This window comes from Thalassococcus halodurans (genome assembly GCF_900108225.1).
GTDB classification, from domain to species: Bacteria; Pseudomonadota; Alphaproteobacteria; order Rhodobacterales; family Rhodobacteraceae; genus Thalassococcus; species Thalassococcus halodurans.
This window is the reverse complement of the sequence record NZ_FNUZ01000011.1, coordinates 12492-31439: the sequence shown is the minus strand read 5'-3', so window position 1 is coordinate 31439 and position 18948 is coordinate 12492. Positions and strand designations below refer to the sequence as shown.

Genomic DNA, 18948 nt, shown 5'->3' with positions numbered 1-18948 from the left:
CGGTAAGGAGACCAGAATGTATGATCTCGCGGCCATGGGGGCCTGGCTCGAATTCGCGGTGCGCTGGCTGCACGTGATCACGGCGATCGCGTGGATCGGGTCGTCTTTCTACTTCATTGCTTTGGATCTGGGTCTGCACCGTGATCGCAATCTGGCCTCTGGCGCGGATGGCGAAGAATGGCAGGTGCATGGTGGCGGATTCTACCACATCCAGAAATATCTGGTCGCGCCCAAGTCGATGCCCTCTGACCTTGTCTGGTTCAAATGGGAAAGCTACGCGACATGGCTGTCCGGTTTTGCGCTATTGGCGGTGGTCTATTATTTCGGGGCCGAGTTCTACTTAATCGACCCTAACGTGGCCGATCTGGCGACATGGCAGGCGGTTGGGCTGTCCTTCGGATCGCTTGTCATTGGCTGGGTGATCTACGACCAGCTGTGCAAATCGCGCTTGGGCGACAGCCCGACCGTTCTGATGGTTTTGCTGTTCATTGTGCTGGTCGTGATGGCGTGGGGCTATACGCAGGTGTTCACAGGCCGCGCGGCGCTGCTGCACCTTGGGGCCTTCACGGCAACGATCATGACGGCCAACGTGGCCCACATCATCATTCCGAACCAGCGTATCGTGGTGGCCGATCTGATCGCAGGGCGCACGCCGGATGCGAAGTACGGCAAAATCGCCAAGCTGCGGTCGACCCACAACAACTATCTCACGCTGCCGGTGATCTTCCTGATGCTGTCCAACCACTACCCGTTGGCCTTTGCATCCGAATATAACTGGATCATTGCCAGCCTTGTGTTCCTGATGGGCGTCACGATCAGGCATTTCTTTAACACTATGCATGCCCGCAAAGGTCGTCCGTGGTGGACGTGGCCTGTCACGGCGGTGATCTTTCTGATCATCATGTGGCTGTCCACTGCGCCCCTGTTCAAAGCCGACAACGAACAGGTTAGCGCAGGCGTCGCCCGCTTTGCCGAGGCTGAAGGGTTTGAGCATGTGCAAGATATCGTGTTGGGGCGCTGTTCCATGTGTCACGCTGCCGAACCTGTTTGGCCGGGGCTGCTTTGGGCCCCCAAGAATGTGCGTCTTGAAACCTCTGCCGACATCGCTGTGAATGCGCAGGGGATCTATCTTCAGGCCGGTATCAGCCACGCCATGCCGCCCTCAAATCTGACCTATGTCGAAGAAGATGAACGCGCCGCAATTCGTGCGTGGTACGCTGCTGCCACGGGTGGGGCAGGCAGCTAAACCAACCCAAACCGCAGCTTTCAGAATCGCGATCTGTCTGCTAGGTTTCGTGGTATGAACACCCACACCCCCAATATGCGCCCTGTAATCCGGCAACTAGACGATGCCGCCATCAACCGTATTGCGGCGGGTGAGGTGGTTGAACGCCCTGCCTCTGCGGTCAAAGAGCTGGTGGAAAATGCCATCGACGCAGGCGCGCGCCGGATTTCGATTGATATCGCCGACGGGGGCAAAACTCTGATCCGCGTCACGGATGATGGTTGGGGCATTCCCCAGGATGAACTGCCGCTGGCCTTGTCCCGCCACGCCACGTCCAAGATTGATGGCTCGGACCTGCTGAATATCCATTCCTTCGGCTTTCGTGGCGAGGCGCTGCCTTCGCTGGGCGCTGTTGGTCGTCTGACGATCCAAAGCCGCGTATCCGGTGCCGAAGGGAGCGAACTGTCCGTGTCAGGCGGGCGCGTGGAACCTGTCAAACCGGCGGCGATCAACACCGGCACCATCGTCACGCTGCGCGATCTGTTCTTTGCCACGCCCGCGCGTCTGAAATTCCTGCGCACGGATCGGGCCGAGATGCAGGCGATCAGTGATGTGGTCAAACGTCTGGCTATGGCGGAACCCTCGGTCGGGTTTACCCTGCGCGATGTGTCGGGCGATGGTGAAGGCCGTGTGACCTTCCGTGCTGATGCTGTCACGGGTGATTTGTTCGATGCCCTGCGGGGTCGTCTTGGGCAGGTGATGGGGGCGGAATTCGTCGATAACGCCATCGCCGTTGATGCCGAACGCGAAGGGTTCCGCCTGACGGGCTATGCCGGCCTACCGACATATTCACGCGGGTCCGCCGTGGCGCAGCATCTGTTCGTCAATGGCCGTCCTGTGCGTGACAAGCTACTGATCGGCGCGTTGCGCGGCGCTTATGCCGACTTCCTCAGTCGTGATCGTCACCCTGCCGTGGCGCTGTTTGTTGATTGCGCGCCGGACAAGGTCGATGTGAACGTACACCCCGCCAAATCCGACGTCCGCTTCCGTGATCCGGGTCTGGTGCGTGGTCTGATCGTATCTGCGCTGCGCCATGCCTTGGCGGATGCGGGCCATCGTGCCTCGACCACCGTTGCGGGCGCCACCCTTGGCGCGATGCGGCCCGAGCCGATGCCAAGCCAGCCGCGCATCTATCAAATGGATCGCCCGTCGCCTATGGCCCGCGCCGCCAGCTATGCCGCGCAAGCCCCCGGTTTTGCCGAAATGCAGAACCAGTATTCGGGCCGCGTCGAACCGGTGATCGAAACGCCTGAACCGGTTGCGCAGGCCGAGCCCGTCGAACATCGCCCCCTTGGTGCCGCGCGGGGGCAGGTGCACGAAAACTACATCATCGCACAGACGCAGGATGGCATGGTCATCGTTGATCAGCACGCCGCGCATGAACGTCTGGTTTATGAAAAACTGAAGAAGCAGTTGGCCGAAAATGGCGTCGCCGCGCAGGCCCTGTTGATCCCCGAGGTGATCGAGCTTTCGGCGGATGATCAGAACCAGCTTCTTGAAATTGCCGATGATCTGTCGCGTATGGGTCTGACCATCGAACCTTTCGGCGGCGGTGCGATTGCCGTGCGCGAAACCCCTGCCATTCTGGGCGAGGTGAACGCCGAAAAACTGCTGCGCGATGTGTTGGATGAACTGGCCGATTTCGGTGGGTCCAAGCTTGTTCAGGAAAAGATCGAGGCGATCCTGTCCCGCGTTGCGTGCCATGGCTCGATCCGTTCTGGCCGCTGGATGCGCGCCGAGGAAATGAACGCCCTTCTGCGCGAGATGGAGGCAACGCCCCATTCCGGCCAGTGCAACCATGGTCGCCCGACCTATGTTGAACTGAAGCTGGCAGACATCGAACGGCTGTTCGGCCGCACATGATCCAGATCGGAGAGCTTCAGATCAATCTGTCTGATCCGGTGGTGCTGGCTGTTATGGCGGGCGTTGGTCTGGTTCTGTTGATGCTGTTCCTGACGATGCGCGCGGCGGGGCGATCGGCCAAGCTGATGCATCCGATGGCGTCACAGATGATGCAGTTGGGCCAGCGGGTTCAAAGCCTGTCGGACGGTCAGGAACGGTTGGCTGGAGGTCTTCACCACGTGTCCGAGGCGCAGGCGCAAAGCCAGACCGCCATGCTGCAACTGATGGAGCAGCGTTTGTCCGAGGTGCAGGAGCGCATGAACGTGAACCTGCACGGATCGGCGCGGCGCACGGCGCAGTCTTTGGGTGAATTGCAGCAGCGTCTGACTGCAATCGACAAGGCGCAGGAAAACATCACCAAGCTGTCCGGCGATGTGTTGTCGCTGCAGGATATCCTGTCGAACAAACAAACGCGCGGGGCCTTCGGGGAAATCCAACTGCGCGATATCGTGTCCAAAGCGCTGCCGTCAGACAGTTATAAACTGCAAGCGACCCTGTCGAACGGGAAGCGGGCCGATTGTCTGATCGACCTGCCCAATCCGCCGGGATCTATTGTGATCGATAGCAAGTTTCCGTTGGAGGCCTACGAACAGCTGCGCGGGGCTGAAACGCAGGAGCAGTTGAACCGCGCGGCGCAGATGCTGCGGTTGTCGGTGCGCAAGCACATTAAGGACATCAAGGATAAGTACATCATCGAAGGCGAGACGGCAGACTCTGCGCTGATGTTCCTGCCGTCCGAGGCGGTCTATGCCGAATTGCACGCAAACTTTCCCGAACTGGTGCGCGACGGTTTTGATGCCCGTGTCTGGATCGTGTCGCCGACCACCTGCATGGCCACGCTGAACACCATGCGGGCGATCCTGAAGGACGCGCGGATGCGGGAACAGGCCGGTGCGATCCGGCGCGAACTGTCGTTGCTTTATGCAGATGTGGATCGTCTCGGGTCGCGTGTCGAAAACCTGGACCGTCATTTTGGTCAGGCCGCCAAGGACGTGGCCGAGATTAAGATCAGCGCCGACAAAGCGAGTCGCCGCGCCCGCCGGTTGGATAATTTCGATTTCGAAGAATTGGCCGAGCCTGACGCCAAGGCTCCAATCAACACTCTGATTCAGAGAAAATAACGCTACAGTTGCTTCAAACGTTGTGCACACGCCGGTCTGGCGTGTGTCTTGGAACTTTTTGTCGCGCGAAAAGTTTTTTCAATGATATGAATGAAATGCCGAATAATGTTTAGCGTTAAACAATATTGAGCTATGCATTTGACGCATAGAAGCTACTCAGCTATGCCCCTGCCTCAGGGGTGAGCAGAATGTTATCGGTATTTCCGAAGATTCTCAGGAGGAGGGGATCGCGCTTCCGGCGATGTATCACTTTTTTCAACGAGAGCATTAGTGGGTTTTTCGATAATAGTTTATCGCTGAACTATATGGCGAGGGGCTCGCCAAAAAGGGAAGAGGGCCAATGACAGACAGCCAAAACGACATCGACGCGGTCGAATCCCAAGAGTGGATGGAAGCGATCGAGGACGTGATCCAGCGCGACGGTCCGAACCGCGCGCATTTTCTTTTGGATAAAGCAGTTCAACAGGCACGCGCAGCAGGCGCGAACCTGCCGTTCTCTGCGACGACTCCGTACCAGAACACCATCTCGCCCGATGACGAGGTCGAGATGCCTGGCGACAACGAGATGGAATGGCGCATCCGCACCATCAACCGTTGGAACGCGATGGCGACAGTTGTGAAGCGCAACAAAGTGTCTTCCGAATACGGCGGCCACATCGCGTCCTTCGCGTCTGCGGCTTCAATGTATGATGTCGGTCTGAACCATTTCTGGCGGTCCAAGTCTGCCATTCACGGCGGCGATCTGGTGTTCTTCCAGGGCCACGTCGTGCCCGGCATCTACGCGCGTTCCTTTATGGAAGGCCGCATCAGTCAGGAAGAACTTGAAAACTTCCGGTCTGAGGTCGCCGGTGGCGGCCTGTCGTCTTACCCCCACCCTTGGTTGATGCCGAACTACTGGCAGTTCCCGACGGTTTCGATGGGTCTTGGCCCGCTGATGGCGATCTACCAAGCGCGCTTTATGAAATACATGGAGAACCGTGGCCTGATCGAAAAGTCCGACCGCAAGGTCTGGGCCTTCCTTGGCGATGGCGAAATGGACGAACCCGAAAGCCTTGGTGCGATCCATCTGGCGGCGCGCGAAGGTCTGGATAACCTGATCTTCGTTGTGAACTGTAACCTTCAGCGCCTTGATGGTCCGGTCCGTGGTAACGGCAAGATCGTTCAGGAACTGGAAGGCAACTTCCGTGGTTCCGGCTGGGATGTGATCAAGCTTCTTTGGGGCAAAGGCTGGGACGAACTGCTGGAGAACGACACGTCCGGCAAGCTGCGCCAGTTGATGGATGAAACCATCGACGGTGATTACCAGACATTCAAATCCAAAGACGGCGCGTACATCCGCGAACATTTCTTTGGCAAATACCCCGAGACGGCGGAACTGGTCAAAGATTGGACCGACGATCAGATCTGGGCGCTGCGCCGTGGTGGCCATGACCCGAAAAAGGTCTACAACGCGTTTAAACGCGCGACCGAGGCCAAGGGACAGCCGACCGTACTTCTGGTCAAAACCGTCAAAGGTTATGGCATGGGCACCGCTGGCGAAGGCCAGAACACCACGCACCAGCAGAAGAAAATGCAATTCGACCAGCTTAAGGCGATGCGCGACCGGTTCCGGATTCCTGTGACCGACGAAGAGCTGGAAAAGGACATTCCGTTCGTCAGCCTGAACAACGCGCAAAAAGCCTATCTGGCGGATCGCCGCAAAGATTTGGGTGGTGCGTTCCCTGTCCGGAACACCGAAGCGCCTAAGCTGGAAATCCCCAAACTGGACGCATTCAAAGGTCAGCTGGAAAGCACGGGCGACCGCGAAATTTCCACCACAATGGCGTTTGTCCGCATTCTAACCACGCTGCTACGTGACAAGAAGGTCGGCAAACAGGTGGTTCCGATTGTCCCGGACGAAAGCCGCACCTTCGGTATGGAAGGTCTGTTCCGTTCGGTGGGCATCTATAACCCGCTGGGTCAGAACTATACCCCCGAAGACCGCGACCAGATGATGTTCTACAAAGAAGCCATCACAGGTCAGGTTCTGCAGGAAGGCATCAACGAAGCGGGCGCGATGGCCGACTGGATCGCTGCGGCGACATCCTATTCGAACCACGGCGTTCCGATGATCCCGTTCTACATCTATTATTCGATGTTCGGCTTCCAGCGGATCGGCGATCTGGCATGGGCCGCAGGCGACAGCCGTGCGCGTGGCTTCATGCTGGGCGGTACTGCTGGCCGTACCACGCTGAACGGCGAAGGTCTGCAGCACGAAGATGGTCACAGCCACATTCTGGCGGGCACAATCCCGAACTGCATCAGCTACGACCCGACCTTCAGCTACGAAGTTGCGGTGATCGTACAGCACGGCCTTCAGCGTATGTTCGTCGATCAGGAGGACGTGTTCTTCTACCTGACGCTGATGAACGAAAACTATCAGCATCCCGAAATGCCGATGGGCGCGGAAGAAGGCATCATCAAGGGCATCTACCGCCTGCAGAAGACAGCCAAACCGGCCAAGAAGCACGTCAACCTGATCGGTTCCGGCACAATCCTTGTGCAGGCGATCAAAGCGGCGGAAATGCTGAAGGCAGACTTTGGCGTCACATCCGACATCTGGTCGGCCACGTCGTTCAACGAACTGGCCCGCGACTGTCAGGATGCGGCACGCCACAACCGTTTGAACCCGCTGGGCGAAGAAAAAGTACCCTACATCGCGAAAGCACTGAAAGGTGCGAAAGGTCCGTTCATTGCGGCGACCGACTACATGAAGAACTACGCGGAACAGGTTCGTGCCTGTGTTCCCGGACGTTACACCGTTCTGGGCACCGACGGTTTCGGCCGCTCGGACAGCCGTGTGAACCTGCGCCGCTTCTTCGAGGTCGACGCAAACCATATCGCGGCTGCCGCGATGGTGGATCTCTATCGTGAAGGCGTCGTGTCCGAGAAGGACCTGCAAGCCGCCCTGAAAAAATATGACATCGACGGCAACAAGCCGAACCCGCGCCTGAGCTGATCGCGGACCCGAGGAGACATTTGATATGACAACCGAAGTTAAAGTTCCCGATATCGGCGATTTCAAAGACGTACCCGTCGTGACCATTCTGGTCAGCGTGGGTGATACCGTGGCCGAAGAAGACCCGCTGATCGAATTGGAAAGCGACAAGGCGACGATGGAAGTTCCGTCCAGCCACGCCGGTACGATCAAAGAGATCAAGGTTGCCGAGGGCGACAACGTTTCCCAAGGCGATGTGATCATGATCATCGACGCGGCAGACGCGGGCGCGGCCAAGGAAGAACCCAAGGCCGAAGCACCCGCGGCGGCTGCACCCGCCCCTGCGGCGGCCTCTGCACCGGCCCCCGCCGCTGCGGCGCCCGTCACAGACGCCGGTTTCTCGAAGGTTCATGCGTCCCCGTCGGTACGTGCATTTGCCCGTCGAGTGGAAATTGATCTGGCGTCGGTCAACGGTTCTGGCCGGAAGGGCCGGATCTTGCGTGAAGACGTGGAGAAAGCCCTTAAATCGCAAGCAGCCCCCGCTGGTGGCGGCGCATCCGCACAGGGCGGCATGGGCATCCCGCCGATCCCCGCTGTCGATTTCTCGAAATTCGGCCCCGTCGAAGATGTGGACATGAGCCGCATCAAAAAGATCTCGGGTCCTGCGCTGCACCGTTCGTGGCTGAACATTCCGCATGTCACCCACAATGAAGAAGCCGACATCACCGAGTTGGACAAGTACCGCAAGGAACTGGACACCGAGGCGAAGGCCGAAGGCTACCGCGTGACCCTGCTGTCCTTTGTGATCAAGGCATCGGTTTCCGCGCTGAAGAAGCACTGGGAATTCAACTCGTCCATCCACCCTGATGGCGACAAGCTGATCAAGAAAAGCTACTACAACATCGGCTTTGCGGCTGACACGCCCAACGGTCTGGTTGTTCCGGTCATCAAGGATGCGGATCGCAAAGGCATCGTCGAGATTTCCAAGGAACTGGGCGATCTGTCCGCCGCTGCCCGTGATGGTAAGCTGAAAGGCGATCAGATGCAGGGCGCGACCTTTACGATTTCGTCCCTGGGCGGAATCGGTGGCACCAGCTTTACCCCCATCGTCAACGCACCCGAGGTCGCGATCCTTGGCCTGACGCGGTCCAAAATGGCGCCGGTTTGGGATGGCGAACAGTTCGTGCCGCGCAACATGCTGCCGATGTCGCTGTCTTATGACCACCGTGCAATCGACGGCGCACTGGCAGCCCGTTTCGCAGCCCACCTGAAATACCTGCTGGCCGATGCGCGCCGGTTGATGCTGTAAGGGGGTTGATCTGATGGAAGTCAAAGTACCCGATATCGGCGATTTCAAGGACGTGCCTGTTGTGACCATTCTGGTCAGCGTGGGCGACACCGTGGCCGAAGAAGACCCGCTTCTGGAACTGGAAAGCGACAAGGCAACGATGGAAGTGCCATCGCCCGCCGCTGGTAAGGTTGCCGAGATCAAGGTCAGCGAAGGCGACAAAGTCAGCCAAGGCGACGTGATCATTGTTCTGGAAGGCGCAGAAGACGCGCCTGCGGAAGCACCGAAAGAGGCCCCCAAGACTGAGGCGCCTAAGGCTGTTGAGGCCGCAGGCACCGCCACCGGCAAAGGTGACGTGCATGGCGAAGTTGTTGTTCTGGGCTCTGGCCCAGGCGGCTATACTGCTGCGTTCCGCGCGGCGGATCTTGGCAAGAATGTTGTCCTGATCGAAGCCAACAACTCGCTTGGCGGTGTGTGCCTGAACGTCGGTTGTATCCCGTCCAAGGCGCTGCTGCACGTGGCCAAGGTGATTACCGAAGCCGAGGAAATGTCGGCCCACGGTGTGACATTCGCCAAGCCCGAGATTGATCTGGACGAACTGCGCGCTTTCAAGGACTCGGTCGTTGGGAAATTGACGGGCGGTCTGGATGGCCTTGCGAAAGGCCGGAAGGTGAAGGTTGTCAAAGGTTACGGTAAGTTCACCGGACCGAACATGATTGCGGTTGAGGGTGCCGATGGCACGACCAACGTGTCCTTTGACCAGTGCATCATTGCAGCGGGTTCTGAACCCGTCGCGCTGCCGTTCATCCCGCACGATGATCCGCGCGTGATCGATTCCACTGGCGCGCTGGAACTGAAAGACATCCCTGGCCGGATGCTGGTTCTGGGCGGTGGCATCATCGGTTTGGAAATGGCCTGCGTTTACGATGCGCTGGGCTCGAAGGTGACGGTCGTCGAACTGATGGACCAGATCATTCCGGGCGCTGACAAGGATATCGTCAAACCTCTGATGCAGCGCATCAAAGGGCGTTACGAAAACATCTTCTTGAAGACCAAAGTCACCGCCGTCGAGGCGCTGGACGAAGGCCTGAAGGTGACGTTCGAAGATGACACCGGCAAAAGCTTTAGCGACACCTTCGACAAGGTTCTGGTCGCCGTGGGCCGTAAGCCGAATGGCAAGCTGATTGATGCTGCAAACGCAGGTGTGGCGGTGGATGACCGTGGCTTTATCGCCGTGGACAACCAGCAGCGCACTGGCGTGTCGCATATCTTTGCGATCGGTGATGTCGTGGGTCAGCCGATGCTGGCGCACAAGGCCGTTCACGAAGGTAAGGTTGCTGCCGAAGTGGCCTCTGGCGAAAAGCGTGCTTTCGACGCGATGGTGATTCCGTCGGTCGCCTACACCGATCCCGAGGTCGCTTGGGTTGGCATGACAGAAACACAGGCCAAAGCGCAGGGCGTCAAGGTTGAAAAGGGCGTCTTCCCTTGGGCCGCGTCGGGCAAAAGCCTGTCGAACGGCCGTTCCGAGGGCATCACAAAACTGCTGTTCAATCCCGATGATCAACGCGTTGTTGGCGCGGCAATTGTTGGTACCAACGCAGGCGATCTGATCGCAGAAGTGGCGCTGGCGATCGAGATGGGCGCAGACGCCGTGGACCTTGGCCACACGATTCACCCGCACCCGACTCTGTCGGAGACGGTGAACTTTGCAGCCGAGATGTTCGAAGGCACGATCACCGACCTGATCCCGCCGAAAAAGCGGCACTAACGCGGGACAGCGTTGTTAATAAACGAAATAAAAGGCCCCCGATGTGGGGCCTTTTGCGTGTCTGGCGATCTAAGGATACACGCGAATATTCTTGCTTTTTTGGTAAAAATCACTAAGTAGAAAGCCGCTACGTTATACCGACCCGCATCCTGCTTCCTTTACCGTTGTCAGCTGCCTATCGATCTGACAAGCCGGACTGCCACATTCCGTGGGCAGTATTTATGAAAAGGAATGACACGATGGCTAAGGGCACCGTGAAATGGTTCAACACAACTAAAGGCTACGGCTTCATCGCACCCGAAGGTGGCGCGAAGGACGTATTCGTACACATCACAGCTCTGGAACGCGCAGGCATCCGTGATCTGCAAGACGGTCAGGCTGTGACCTTCGAAATCGAAGCTGGCCGCAACGGTCGCGAATCCGCGGTTGATCTGGCGCTGGCATAAGCCGCGCTTAGATACGCAAAAAAACGGGGCGTGCCGGTCGGCGCGCCCCTTTTTTGTTTGGGTACTTATGATTTGGGTCAGATGCCCAAGAACGGCTGCGCCAGTCGCGGCAGCCAGCCTTTGAATTTCAGCGGTGCATCGGTCACCGCAAGGCAGATGCAGTCCTCGGAAATATCGGCGATTGGGGTGTGGTCGACCTCTTCTGTGGCGACCTCGATATCGCCACGGGCAAAGCGCATATCTTCGTCGCGGAACGCGCCCTGAAGCACGCACGTCAGTTCCAGTCCGCCGTGGCCGTGATCCGGCACAGCCGTACCAGCGGGAATATACAGAAGCCGCGCCACCGCGTCGTCATTGGTCGCCAAAACGGCCTGCTTCACGCCCATGCCGGCGGACTTCCATTTGATCTTATCCAGACCACCGCCGACGTATTCCGCCAGCGGGCTGGGTAGAACGGCGTCTTTCATGCGTGGCGTTGGTGCCTCGACATCTGCATCGCGGATCGCCGCCAAGGTATTCGACAGGCAGGAATCAGACACAGGTGCTGCGTCCGTGCTGACCATGACTGCACCGCCCACGGCGTCGTAGCTTTCGGCTGCTGCGCGGCATTCGTCGCAAAGCGAAATATGCGTGGCAACGGCCAGGCTGAACGCTTCGGACAAAGCGCCGGCAGAGTAGGCCATCAATAGGTCTTCGGTCAGATGGTGTTTGATCATGGCAGTGCCTCGTTCAACTCATGGCGTGGCGCAGGCGATCCAGCGCAAGCCGTATTCGCGATTTGATCGTGCCCAATGGCAGGCCTGTTTCTGCGGCAATCTCTCCGTGTGACAGATCGCCGAAATAGGCCTTTTCGATCAAAATTCTTTGTTTTTCGGGGAGCGCGGACAAAGCCGCACCCAGTTGTTCGCTTTCTTGCTGCAGACCAATCACATCGGTCTGGTCAGGTTCCTGTTCCGGACCCCAAGGCAGATCCTCGGGCTCGGGCCGTTTTTGACGACGGATCAGATCCACGCGGCGATTCCGCGCGATGGTGTAGATCCACGTCGACACACTGGCGCGGGTTGGATTGAACAGATGGGCTTTGCGCCAGACGGTTGTCATCACATCCTGCACGATCTCTTCGGCCAGTGCGTTGTCTGATCCGGACCGCATGAGGAACGATTTCATCCGCGGCGCAAAATGCTGGAACAGCGCAACGAAGGCGTCTTCATCGCGGTTCTCACTGATGCGACGCATCTGGTCGATCCAGTAACCGTGGTTGTCCTCTTTCACGTCGACGACTGTCCTTTTGGCCTTTGCGGGCGCAGGGCAGCACACCGCAGGTGCGGGTGCAGTACAACCATCTGTATCGTGATCGATCCGAAACATGAAGGTGTTACGGCGGGCGCCGCCTTCTGGATCATTTTTTGCACAAAAAGAAATTCTTTTTCATCCAAAGGGATTTGACAGCCGTAAGCGCTATAACGTCGTGAAACGAACAGGTTGAGTACGAATGCCATTTGAAGCCCACAACACACCCCGCAAATCCATTGCTGTTATTGGCGGGGGTATTTCCGGAATGGGAGCCGCGCATTTTCTTGCGGACGATCACAACGTCACCTTGATCGAGGCCGAAGGTCGCCTTGGGGGCCACGCGCGGACCATCGTTGCGGGTAAGAACGGCGACCAACCTGTCGACACCGGTTTCATCGTTTTCAACTATGCGAACTACCCGCATCTGGCCAAGCTGTTCGACCGTCTAGACGTGCCTGTCGTGAAGTCGAACATGAGCTTTGCCGCCAGTCTCCGGGGTGGTGATCTGGAATACGGCCTGCGCGATTTCAGCGCGATCTTTGCGCAGAAGCGGAACCTGTTGAACCCTAGGTTCATCGGCATGTTGCGGGATGTTATGAAGTTCAATGCGAACGCGCTGGATCAGGCCAATGACCGCCGCCAAAGCATTGGCGATTTTCTGGAAAACATGGGGCTGGGTGACTGGTTCCGCGATTATTACCTGCTGCCGCTGTCTGGTGCGATTTGGTCGACGCCGGTCGAAAAGATCATGGATTTTCCGGCATGGGCGATGATCCAGTTCTTCGAAAACCACGCGCTTTTGCACCACACGGGACAGCACCAGTGGTACACTGTCGACGGTGGTTCGGTTGAATACGTCAAACGGCTTGAGGCCGAGTTGAAGGCACAGGGCGTCGACGTGCGCCTGTCCGCTCCGGTCGCTGGTATCCGCCGCACTGAACTGGGCGTCGATATCCGCTTACAGAACGGTGACTGGCAGCATTTTGATGAGGTCGTCATGGCGACGCATTCAGACGATAGCCTGCGCTTGCTCAGCGATCCGTCCGAGTCCGAAGCAAAGGCGCTGGGCGCAATCAAATACCAGCCGAACCGTGTTGTCCTTCATGCCGATGAGGCGATCATGCCTAAGCGGCGCGTCTGCTGGTCGGCGTGGAACTATACCGAGGCCGAGATGGCGGCGAACGGCGTGATTGATCTGACTTACTGGATGAACTGCCTGCAGCCGATCCCCGAAAGCGATCCGCTGTTTGTGACGCTGAATTCCAAACGTCCGATCCGCGAAGAGTTGATCTATGACGAAACCACCTTGCGCCATCCGGTGTACGATCTGGGTGCTTTGGAAGCGCAGGGTCATGTGCGGGACTTTAACGGAACCAACAACACGTGGTTCTGTGGGGCATGGATGAAAAACGGCTTCCACGAAGATGGATTGGGCAGCGCGTTTGACGTGGCTCAGGCGATTCTTGAAAAAACACGTATGGTGCAGGCTGCATGACACATGTCGATTTCATATCGGGGCACACGTTCCACGGACGAAAGGGCGCAATCAGCAATGCGTTCCGGTACTCTGTGGATTTCGTGATGTTCGATGCGGAAAAGACGGATGAGACGCCTGCATTGTTTTCCCTGAACAAGGGCAACCTGTTTTCGGTGCGTGACCGTGATCATGGCGGGGTGCCCGGTCAGGGCAGCGGCGCTTCTTGGGCGCGCGATGTGCTTCAGCGCCATCAGATCCGTGCCGACGGTGCGCTGCTTCTTTTGGCGCAGCCACGGGCGCTGGGCTATGTGTTTAATCCGGTCAGCTTCTGGCTGGCGCATGACCGCGAAAATCGACTGATTGCGGTCATTGCCGAGGTGACGAACACCTTCAAAGACCGCCATTCCTATCTGGCCGTTAAACCGGACCAATCCGAGATCAAACCCGATGACAGGATTGTTGCCCGCAAGATATTCCACGTCTCGCCGTTCCAGCCGATTGATGGCGAATATGAGTTCCGCTTCGATATCCGCGAGGATCGGGTCGGCATCTGGATCGATTTCATGCACAGCAATGGCGGTGTCATCGCGACGCTGACCGGCCCCCGTCGCAAGCTGCGGAACCGCGATGTTGTTACGTCACTGATCCGCCGCCCGTTTGCGGCGCGGCGCGTAATGGCGCTTATCCATTGGCAGGCGCTGGTGTTGTGGTGGAAGGGCGCGAAATATCGCAATCGCCCCGAACCGCCGAAATCCGAGGTCAGTTCGTGACCCAAAAGACCGAGCGGCTCTGGGGCTTTGCCGTATTCGCCGCTGTGCTGTCGTCTGCCGGATTGCCGATCTATATCCACGCACCGAAATTCTACGCCGATGAATACGCGGTGTCACTGGCCTCGCTTGGCACGGTTCTGTTCGCGCTTCGGCTGTTCGATGTGGTGCAGGACCCACTGCTGGGCAAACTCTCTGAGGCTGTCAGGCAACATCGTGGCGCATCTGTTGCGGTCGCCTTGGCGGTCATGTCCGCCGGAATGGTCGGGCTTTTCGCCGTTTCACCCATCGGCCCGCCGGTTTTCTGGTTCGCTATCACACTGACGGCGGTGTTTTCGGCGTTCTCATACCTGACAATCTGTTTCTATTCCCAAGGCGTGGCGCGCGCCGGCGCTTTGGGGGGCACCGGTCATGTCCGGTTGGCCCGCTGGCGCGAAACCGGCGGGTTGGTTGGGGTCTGTGTGGCCTCTGTCACGCCAACGGTTCTGGCTGCCATAGGGTTGCCTGCCTTTGCGGTCTTCTCTGTCGCATTTGCGGCGCTTTGCGCCGTGGCTTGGGCCATGATGCGGCGCGAATGGACAGGCGAGAAACGCACCGAGGGCGCAGGATTTGCCCCAGTTCTTCGCGATGCGACCTCGCGCCGTTTGCTGTTTGTCGCCTTGGTCAACGCGGCCCCTGTGGCAGTGTCTTCGACGCTGTTTTTGTTCTTTGTCGATGCGCGACTGGGTGCGCTGGGTGCGGAAGGGCCGCTTTTGTTGTTGTTCTTCGTCTCGGCTGCGGCAGCCGCACCTGTTTGGGGCAGCTTTGCCGAACGTGTTGGCGCGAAACGCGCATTGATCTACGCGATGCTCTTGTCGATCGTGTCTTTCAGTTTTGCCTTCTGGCTGGGCACTGGCGACACATGGGCGTTCGCGGCGATTTGCATCGGATCGGGCGCGGCGCTGGGTGCGGATATGACCCTGTTGCCCGCGATTTTCGCCCGACGCATGTCCCAGATTTCACCCAACGCATCAGAAGGCTTTTCGCTTTGGGGCTTCGTTTCCAAGTTCACGCTGGCATTTGCCGCCGTTGTGCTGTTGCCAACGCTTGATGCTGCGGGCTTCAAGAGCGGAGAGAACAACAGCCCCGAGGCATTGTTGGTTTTATCGCTTCTTTATGCAGTTTTACCCTGTGCATTAAAGCTGATTGCCCTAGCTGTGTTTTGGAAGACGGAATTGAAAGAGGATTAATCGGATGTCTTGGGTGATCGGCGCTTTGTTCGGTCTGGTTTTCTTTTTGATTTTGGCCGTATTGCGTGACCGTTTTCTAAGCTTCCGAGGGCAAGTGCCTGACGATTATTCCGACGATGCGACCGACTTCGATCTGAAAACCTGTCTGAATGGACCGATGCTGTGCGAAGGCATCATTTACGGCCCGACAGGTCGTGTCGTGTCCCGTTTTGTCGCCAAGTTCGACATCGAATGGACAGGCGACCACGGCGTGATGCGCGAATCTTTTCGATACGACAGTGGTGAAACCCAAGACCGTGTGTGGGAACTGGATCTGAAAGAAGACGGATCGTTTTCCGCCAGTGCCGATGATGTCGAAGGTGGCGGGAGCGGAACCGTTTGCGGTGGCGCGGTGCAATTGGCCTATCGGTTGCGTCTTCCGAAGGACGCGGGGGGATACCTGCTGAACGTGACTGACTGGATGTATCTGACCCACAACGGCACGATCATGAACCGCAGCCAGTTCCGTAAATTCGGCGTCAAAGTCGCCGAGCTCGTTGCCACAATCCGGAAAGAGCCTGCGACATGAAAAACTGGATTGGAAAGCGGTATTGGATCGTCGGTGCGAGCGACGGGCTGGGCGCAGCGGTCGCTGAAAAGCTAAGCCGTGCGGGTGTCGAACTGGTGTTGAGCGCGCGGAGTGAGGACAAGCTGAAAGAGCTGTCTGCGCGCCTGCCTGCGCCATCTGACGTGGTGACCTTGGACGTGCAAGACAGCGAGGCTGTTCAAGCGGCGTATAAGGACCTTGGCCATCTTGACGGCGTGGTTTTCCTTGCAGGTGTGTATTGGCCCTTTGGCGCGGATGAGTGGGATTTTGATCAGGCCGAAACCATGGCTGATGTGAATTTCACCGGCGCGATGCGCGTTGTTGGTGCTGTTCTGCCTGACTTTGTGGCGCGTGATCGGGGGCATATCGTGATCACCGGTTCCCTTACAGGATATCGCGGCCTGCCTGGATCGGTGGCTTATACAGCGTCGAAATCAGGCGTCATGGCGATGGCGGAATGCCTGTATTGCGACCTGCGGAAAACCGGTGTGAAGGTCCAACTGGTCAACCCCGGTTTTGTGAAAACGCGCCTCACGGAAAAGAACGATTTCCCGATGCCCTTCATCATGGAGCCCGCAGACGCGGCGCAGATCGTTTTCGAACACATGGGCAATGACAAGTTTTCGCGCGCCTTTCCGCGCCCGTTTTCGTGGCTGTTCCGCTTGTCCCAGTTCTTGCCGGATTGGGCGTACTACCGGCTGTTTTCCTGACCTATCGCAGCGCGCGACCCTTCAGGATCGCGTCGGGGCCAAAGCGTGCACGGATTTTATCGGTCGCGCGTTCGGCCTCGGTTCGTTTGCCTGCGTCGGGGTCCAGCAGATCATGCGCACGGTCGGCCTGATCGGCGGCGCAGAGATCCGAGATGCCAACACCTAGCAAACGATAGGGGCCTTCGTTGCCAACCTGATCAAAAAGGTCGCGCGCCGTGCGGTAGATGCGGTCGGCTGTCTGGGTCGCATCGCGCAGCGACACGCGTTTGGTGATCAGTGAAAAGTTCGCGCGCTTCAGTTTTAGCGTCACAACACGACCCGCCATATCCTTGGCCTTGGCGCGGTCCGCGACCTTTTCAGACATGCGCCACAGGTGACCGTCCAGAATTTCGAGGTTGCCAGTGTCTTCGTTGAACGTCGTCTCGTTCGAGATCGATTTCATCGGGGCATTGGCCGAAACGCGCCGGTGATCCAACCCGCGCGCCAGATGCCAAAGCCGTTCGCCCATGGACCCGAAGCGCGCATGAAGATCGGTTTGATCCCAGCGCAGCAGGTCTTCGAACGTGCGAATGCCTGCGCGCTCTAGGCTTTGCTGGGTAGACTGCCCGACACCCCAGATCAGGCGCACGGGTTTCGGGCGCAGGAAGTCTGTGGTTTCTGCCTTACCGATGATGGCAAAGCCGCGTGGCTTATCCAGATCGGACGCGATCTTGGCCAGAAACTTGTTGTGGGACAGGCCGATTGATCCGGTGATCCCCAGTTCGTCCTTCATCTCTTTCACCAACTTGGCCAGCATCACGGCAGGTGGCGCGCCATGCAGGCGGGTGGTGCCGGTCAGGTCCATGAACGCCTCGTCCAGTGACAGGGGTTCCACCGACGGCGTCAGCGCGCGCATCTTTTCGCGGATCAGCTGGCTGACTTCGGAATAAACCTGCATGCGCGGTTTGATGACCACTGCATCGGGGCACAGCGCCAACGCCTTGAACATCGGCATGGCGGATCGGACGCCCCGGATGCGGGCCACATAACACGCGGTCGACACCACGCCGCGCCGCCCGCCGCCGATGATCACGGGTTTGTCCGCCAGTTCCGGATTGTCGCGCTTTTCGACCGAGGCATAGAAGGCGTCGCAATCCATATGCGCGATCGACAGGTCCCACAGTTCGGGGTGCGACAGCACGCGGGGGCTGGCGCATTCCGGACAACGTGTGCCGGTGTCAAACTGGGTCAGGCAGTTGCGGCAAAGGGCGGGCATGGTCGGGGTGCTTGGCAGGTGCTACGAAAAGGGGTGGATCAGCAAGAAGGCGCGAACCGGAATGACCGTTGATATATCAGAGCCGTTCCACGGTGCGAAGCTGATCCTGTTCATTGGCGACCGGTTGCTTGTGCTAGAGCGCGACCACACGCCGGGGATTTCGTGGCCCGGCCATCTGGATTTGCCCGGTGGCGGCCGTGAGGGCACAGAGGGGCCACTGGACTGCGCCCTGCGTGAGACGCGGGAAGAGGTTGGGCTAACGGTTGGTCACGACTTAATCTGCTGGAACAGACGGCGTGTGAGCCCGACTGGCACAAGCTGGTTTTTTGCCGCGCATCTGGATGCGCAGGCCGAACATCTGATTAAATTCGGTGGGGAGGGCGCGGGATGGGCTCTGATGGCGCCCCATGATTTTCTGGCGCGCCATGATGCCATTCCGCATTTTCAGGGGCTGGTCGCCGACTATCTGGCCGGCGTGCCCAGTACTATATCGATGGCGTAGCCGTTACGCTGCTTGGCCGAGAAACTGGCCGAACCAGCGCTGAATGCCTGTCAGTTTGCGCTCGCCCGCGCGACTGGAGCGGATACCGGTTTCTACAATACGCGACATCAGCGCATCACGACGGTTCAGGTTTTCCCGTGCGGCGGCCATCAACCCTTTGGTTGCGGCTTCGAAGTCCGTGTCGAGCGACGCTTCAAAACGGCTCGGGACACGGGTAATGCCGGTTCCTGTATGGAACGTGACCATCGCCTCGAACGCCTGTTCGGCGGCATTATAGGTCACGTCGCTGATCTGTGTCTTAACAACTGTCATAACTCACCTCTGGCAAAAGCCTTATGATGA

17 protein-coding genes are annotated in these 18948 nt (G+C 58.3%); 13 read left to right on the top strand and 4 right to left on the bottom strand.

The features are described 5' to 3' along the window. Positions 1-16: 16 nt before the first annotated feature. From C4S59_RS19285 to C4S59_RS19255, 7 genes are all read left to right on the top strand, one after another. Positions 17-1246: a urate hydroxylase PuuD gene (locus tag C4S59_RS19285; RefSeq protein WP_103911983.1), complete on the top strand. Its 1230-nt coding sequence runs from the start codon at positions 17-19 to the stop codon at positions 1244-1246. A 54-nt stretch (positions 1247-1300) separates the two neighbouring features. Beyond that, on the top strand, positions 1301-3148 hold the full coding sequence (mutL, locus tag C4S59_RS19280; protein ID WP_103911982.1) for a DNA mismatch repair endonuclease MutL: 1848 nt from the start codon (positions 1301-1303) through the stop codon (positions 3146-3148). Continuing rightward, positions 3145-4308: a DNA recombination protein RmuC gene (locus C4S59_RS19275; protein ID WP_103911981.1), complete on the top strand. Its 1164-nt coding sequence runs from the start codon at positions 3145-3147 to the stop codon at positions 4306-4308. The genes mutL and C4S59_RS19275 overlap by 4 nt, the downstream gene beginning before the upstream one ends. Positions 4309-4648: 340 nt before the next feature. Beyond that, a complete protein-coding gene (aceE, locus tag C4S59_RS19270; RefSeq protein ID WP_103911980.1) occupies positions 4649-7306 on the top strand; it encodes a pyruvate dehydrogenase (acetyl-transferring), homodimeric type in 2658 nt (885 codons plus the stop codon). A gap of 25 nt (positions 7307-7331) precedes the next feature. Then, on the top strand, positions 7332-8594 hold the full coding sequence (gene aceF, locus C4S59_RS19265) for a dihydrolipoyllysine-residue acetyltransferase (protein WP_103911979.1): 1263 nt from the start codon (positions 7332-7334) through the stop codon (positions 8592-8594). A gap of 13 nt (positions 8595-8607) precedes the next feature. Continuing rightward, on the top strand, positions 8608-10341 hold the full coding sequence (lpdA, locus tag C4S59_RS19260) for a dihydrolipoyl dehydrogenase (protein ID WP_103911978.1): 1734 nt from the start codon (positions 8608-8610) through the stop codon (positions 10339-10341). Between the two features lie 239 nt (positions 10342-10580). After that, positions 10581-10787: a cold-shock protein gene (locus C4S59_RS19255; protein WP_103911977.1), complete on the top strand. Its 207-nt coding sequence runs from the start codon at positions 10581-10583 to the stop codon at positions 10785-10787. Between the two features lie 77 nt (positions 10788-10864). Here the strand turns inward: C4S59_RS19255 and C4S59_RS19250 are convergent, their stop codons facing one another. Both C4S59_RS19250 and C4S59_RS19245 read right to left on the bottom strand, forming a co-directional pair. After that, positions 10865-11503: a ChrR family anti-sigma-E factor gene (locus C4S59_RS19250; RefSeq protein WP_103911976.1), complete on the bottom strand. Its 639-nt coding sequence runs from the start codon at positions 11501-11503 to the stop codon at positions 10865-10867. A gap of 13 nt (positions 11504-11516) precedes the next feature. Next, positions 11517-12023, bottom strand: a complete 507-nt coding sequence (locus C4S59_RS19245; protein WP_234994842.1) for a sigma-70 family RNA polymerase sigma factor — start codon at positions 12021-12023, stop codon at positions 11517-11519. 256 nt (positions 12024-12279) lie between these two features. Between C4S59_RS19245 and C4S59_RS19240 the strand changes: the two genes are divergently transcribed. Genes C4S59_RS19240 through C4S59_RS19220 form a run of 5 tightly spaced genes read left to right on the top strand, consistent with a single transcriptional unit; the run spans position 12280 to position 16849 of the window. Beyond that, the gene (locus C4S59_RS19240; protein WP_103911974.1) at positions 12280-13575 is read left to right on the top strand and encodes an NAD(P)/FAD-dependent oxidoreductase; all 1296 of its coding nucleotides are present in this window, start codon (positions 12280-12282) and stop codon (positions 13573-13575) included. Then, positions 13572-14327, top strand: a complete 756-nt coding sequence (locus tag C4S59_RS19235; protein WP_103911973.1) for a DUF1365 domain-containing protein — start codon at positions 13572-13574, stop codon at positions 14325-14327. The genes C4S59_RS19240 and C4S59_RS19235 overlap by 4 nt, the downstream gene beginning before the upstream one ends. Next, positions 14324-15553: an MFS transporter gene (locus C4S59_RS19230; RefSeq protein ID WP_103911972.1), complete on the top strand. Its 1230-nt coding sequence runs from the start codon at positions 14324-14326 to the stop codon at positions 15551-15553. Before C4S59_RS19235 ends, C4S59_RS19230 begins: the two co-directional genes overlap by 4 nt. 4 nt (positions 15554-15557) lie before the next feature. Continuing rightward, on the top strand, positions 15558-16121 hold the full coding sequence (locus C4S59_RS19225) for a DUF3833 family protein (RefSeq protein WP_103911971.1): 564 nt from the start codon (positions 15558-15560) through the stop codon (positions 16119-16121). Further along, positions 16118-16849, top strand: a complete 732-nt coding sequence (locus tag C4S59_RS19220; RefSeq protein WP_103911970.1) for an SDR family NAD(P)-dependent oxidoreductase — start codon at positions 16118-16120, stop codon at positions 16847-16849. Before C4S59_RS19225 ends, C4S59_RS19220 begins: the two co-directional genes overlap by 4 nt. A gap of 1 nt (position 16850) precedes the next feature. Here C4S59_RS19220 and C4S59_RS19215 read toward each other — a convergent pair whose 3' ends face one another. After that, the gene (locus C4S59_RS19215) at positions 16851-18104 is read right to left on the bottom strand and encodes a DNA polymerase IV (RefSeq protein WP_103911969.1); all 1254 of its coding nucleotides are present in this window, start codon (positions 18102-18104) and stop codon (positions 16851-16853) included. 61 nt (positions 18105-18165) lie between these two features. On the opposite strand from C4S59_RS19215, the gene C4S59_RS19210 reads away from it, so the two are divergent. Then, positions 18166-18606 carry an NUDIX hydrolase gene (locus C4S59_RS19210; protein WP_103911994.1) on the top strand — a complete coding sequence of 147 codons (441 nt, stop codon included), beginning with the start codon at positions 18166-18168 and terminating at the stop codon, positions 18604-18606. A gap of 3 nt (positions 18607-18609) precedes the next feature. On the opposite strand, the gene C4S59_RS19205 is transcribed toward C4S59_RS19210, so the two are convergent. After that, positions 18610-18918, bottom strand: coding sequence for a hypothetical protein (locus C4S59_RS19205; protein ID WP_103911968.1), 309 nt, complete (start codon positions 18916-18918; stop codon positions 18610-18612). Positions 18919-18948 lie beyond the last annotated feature (30 nt).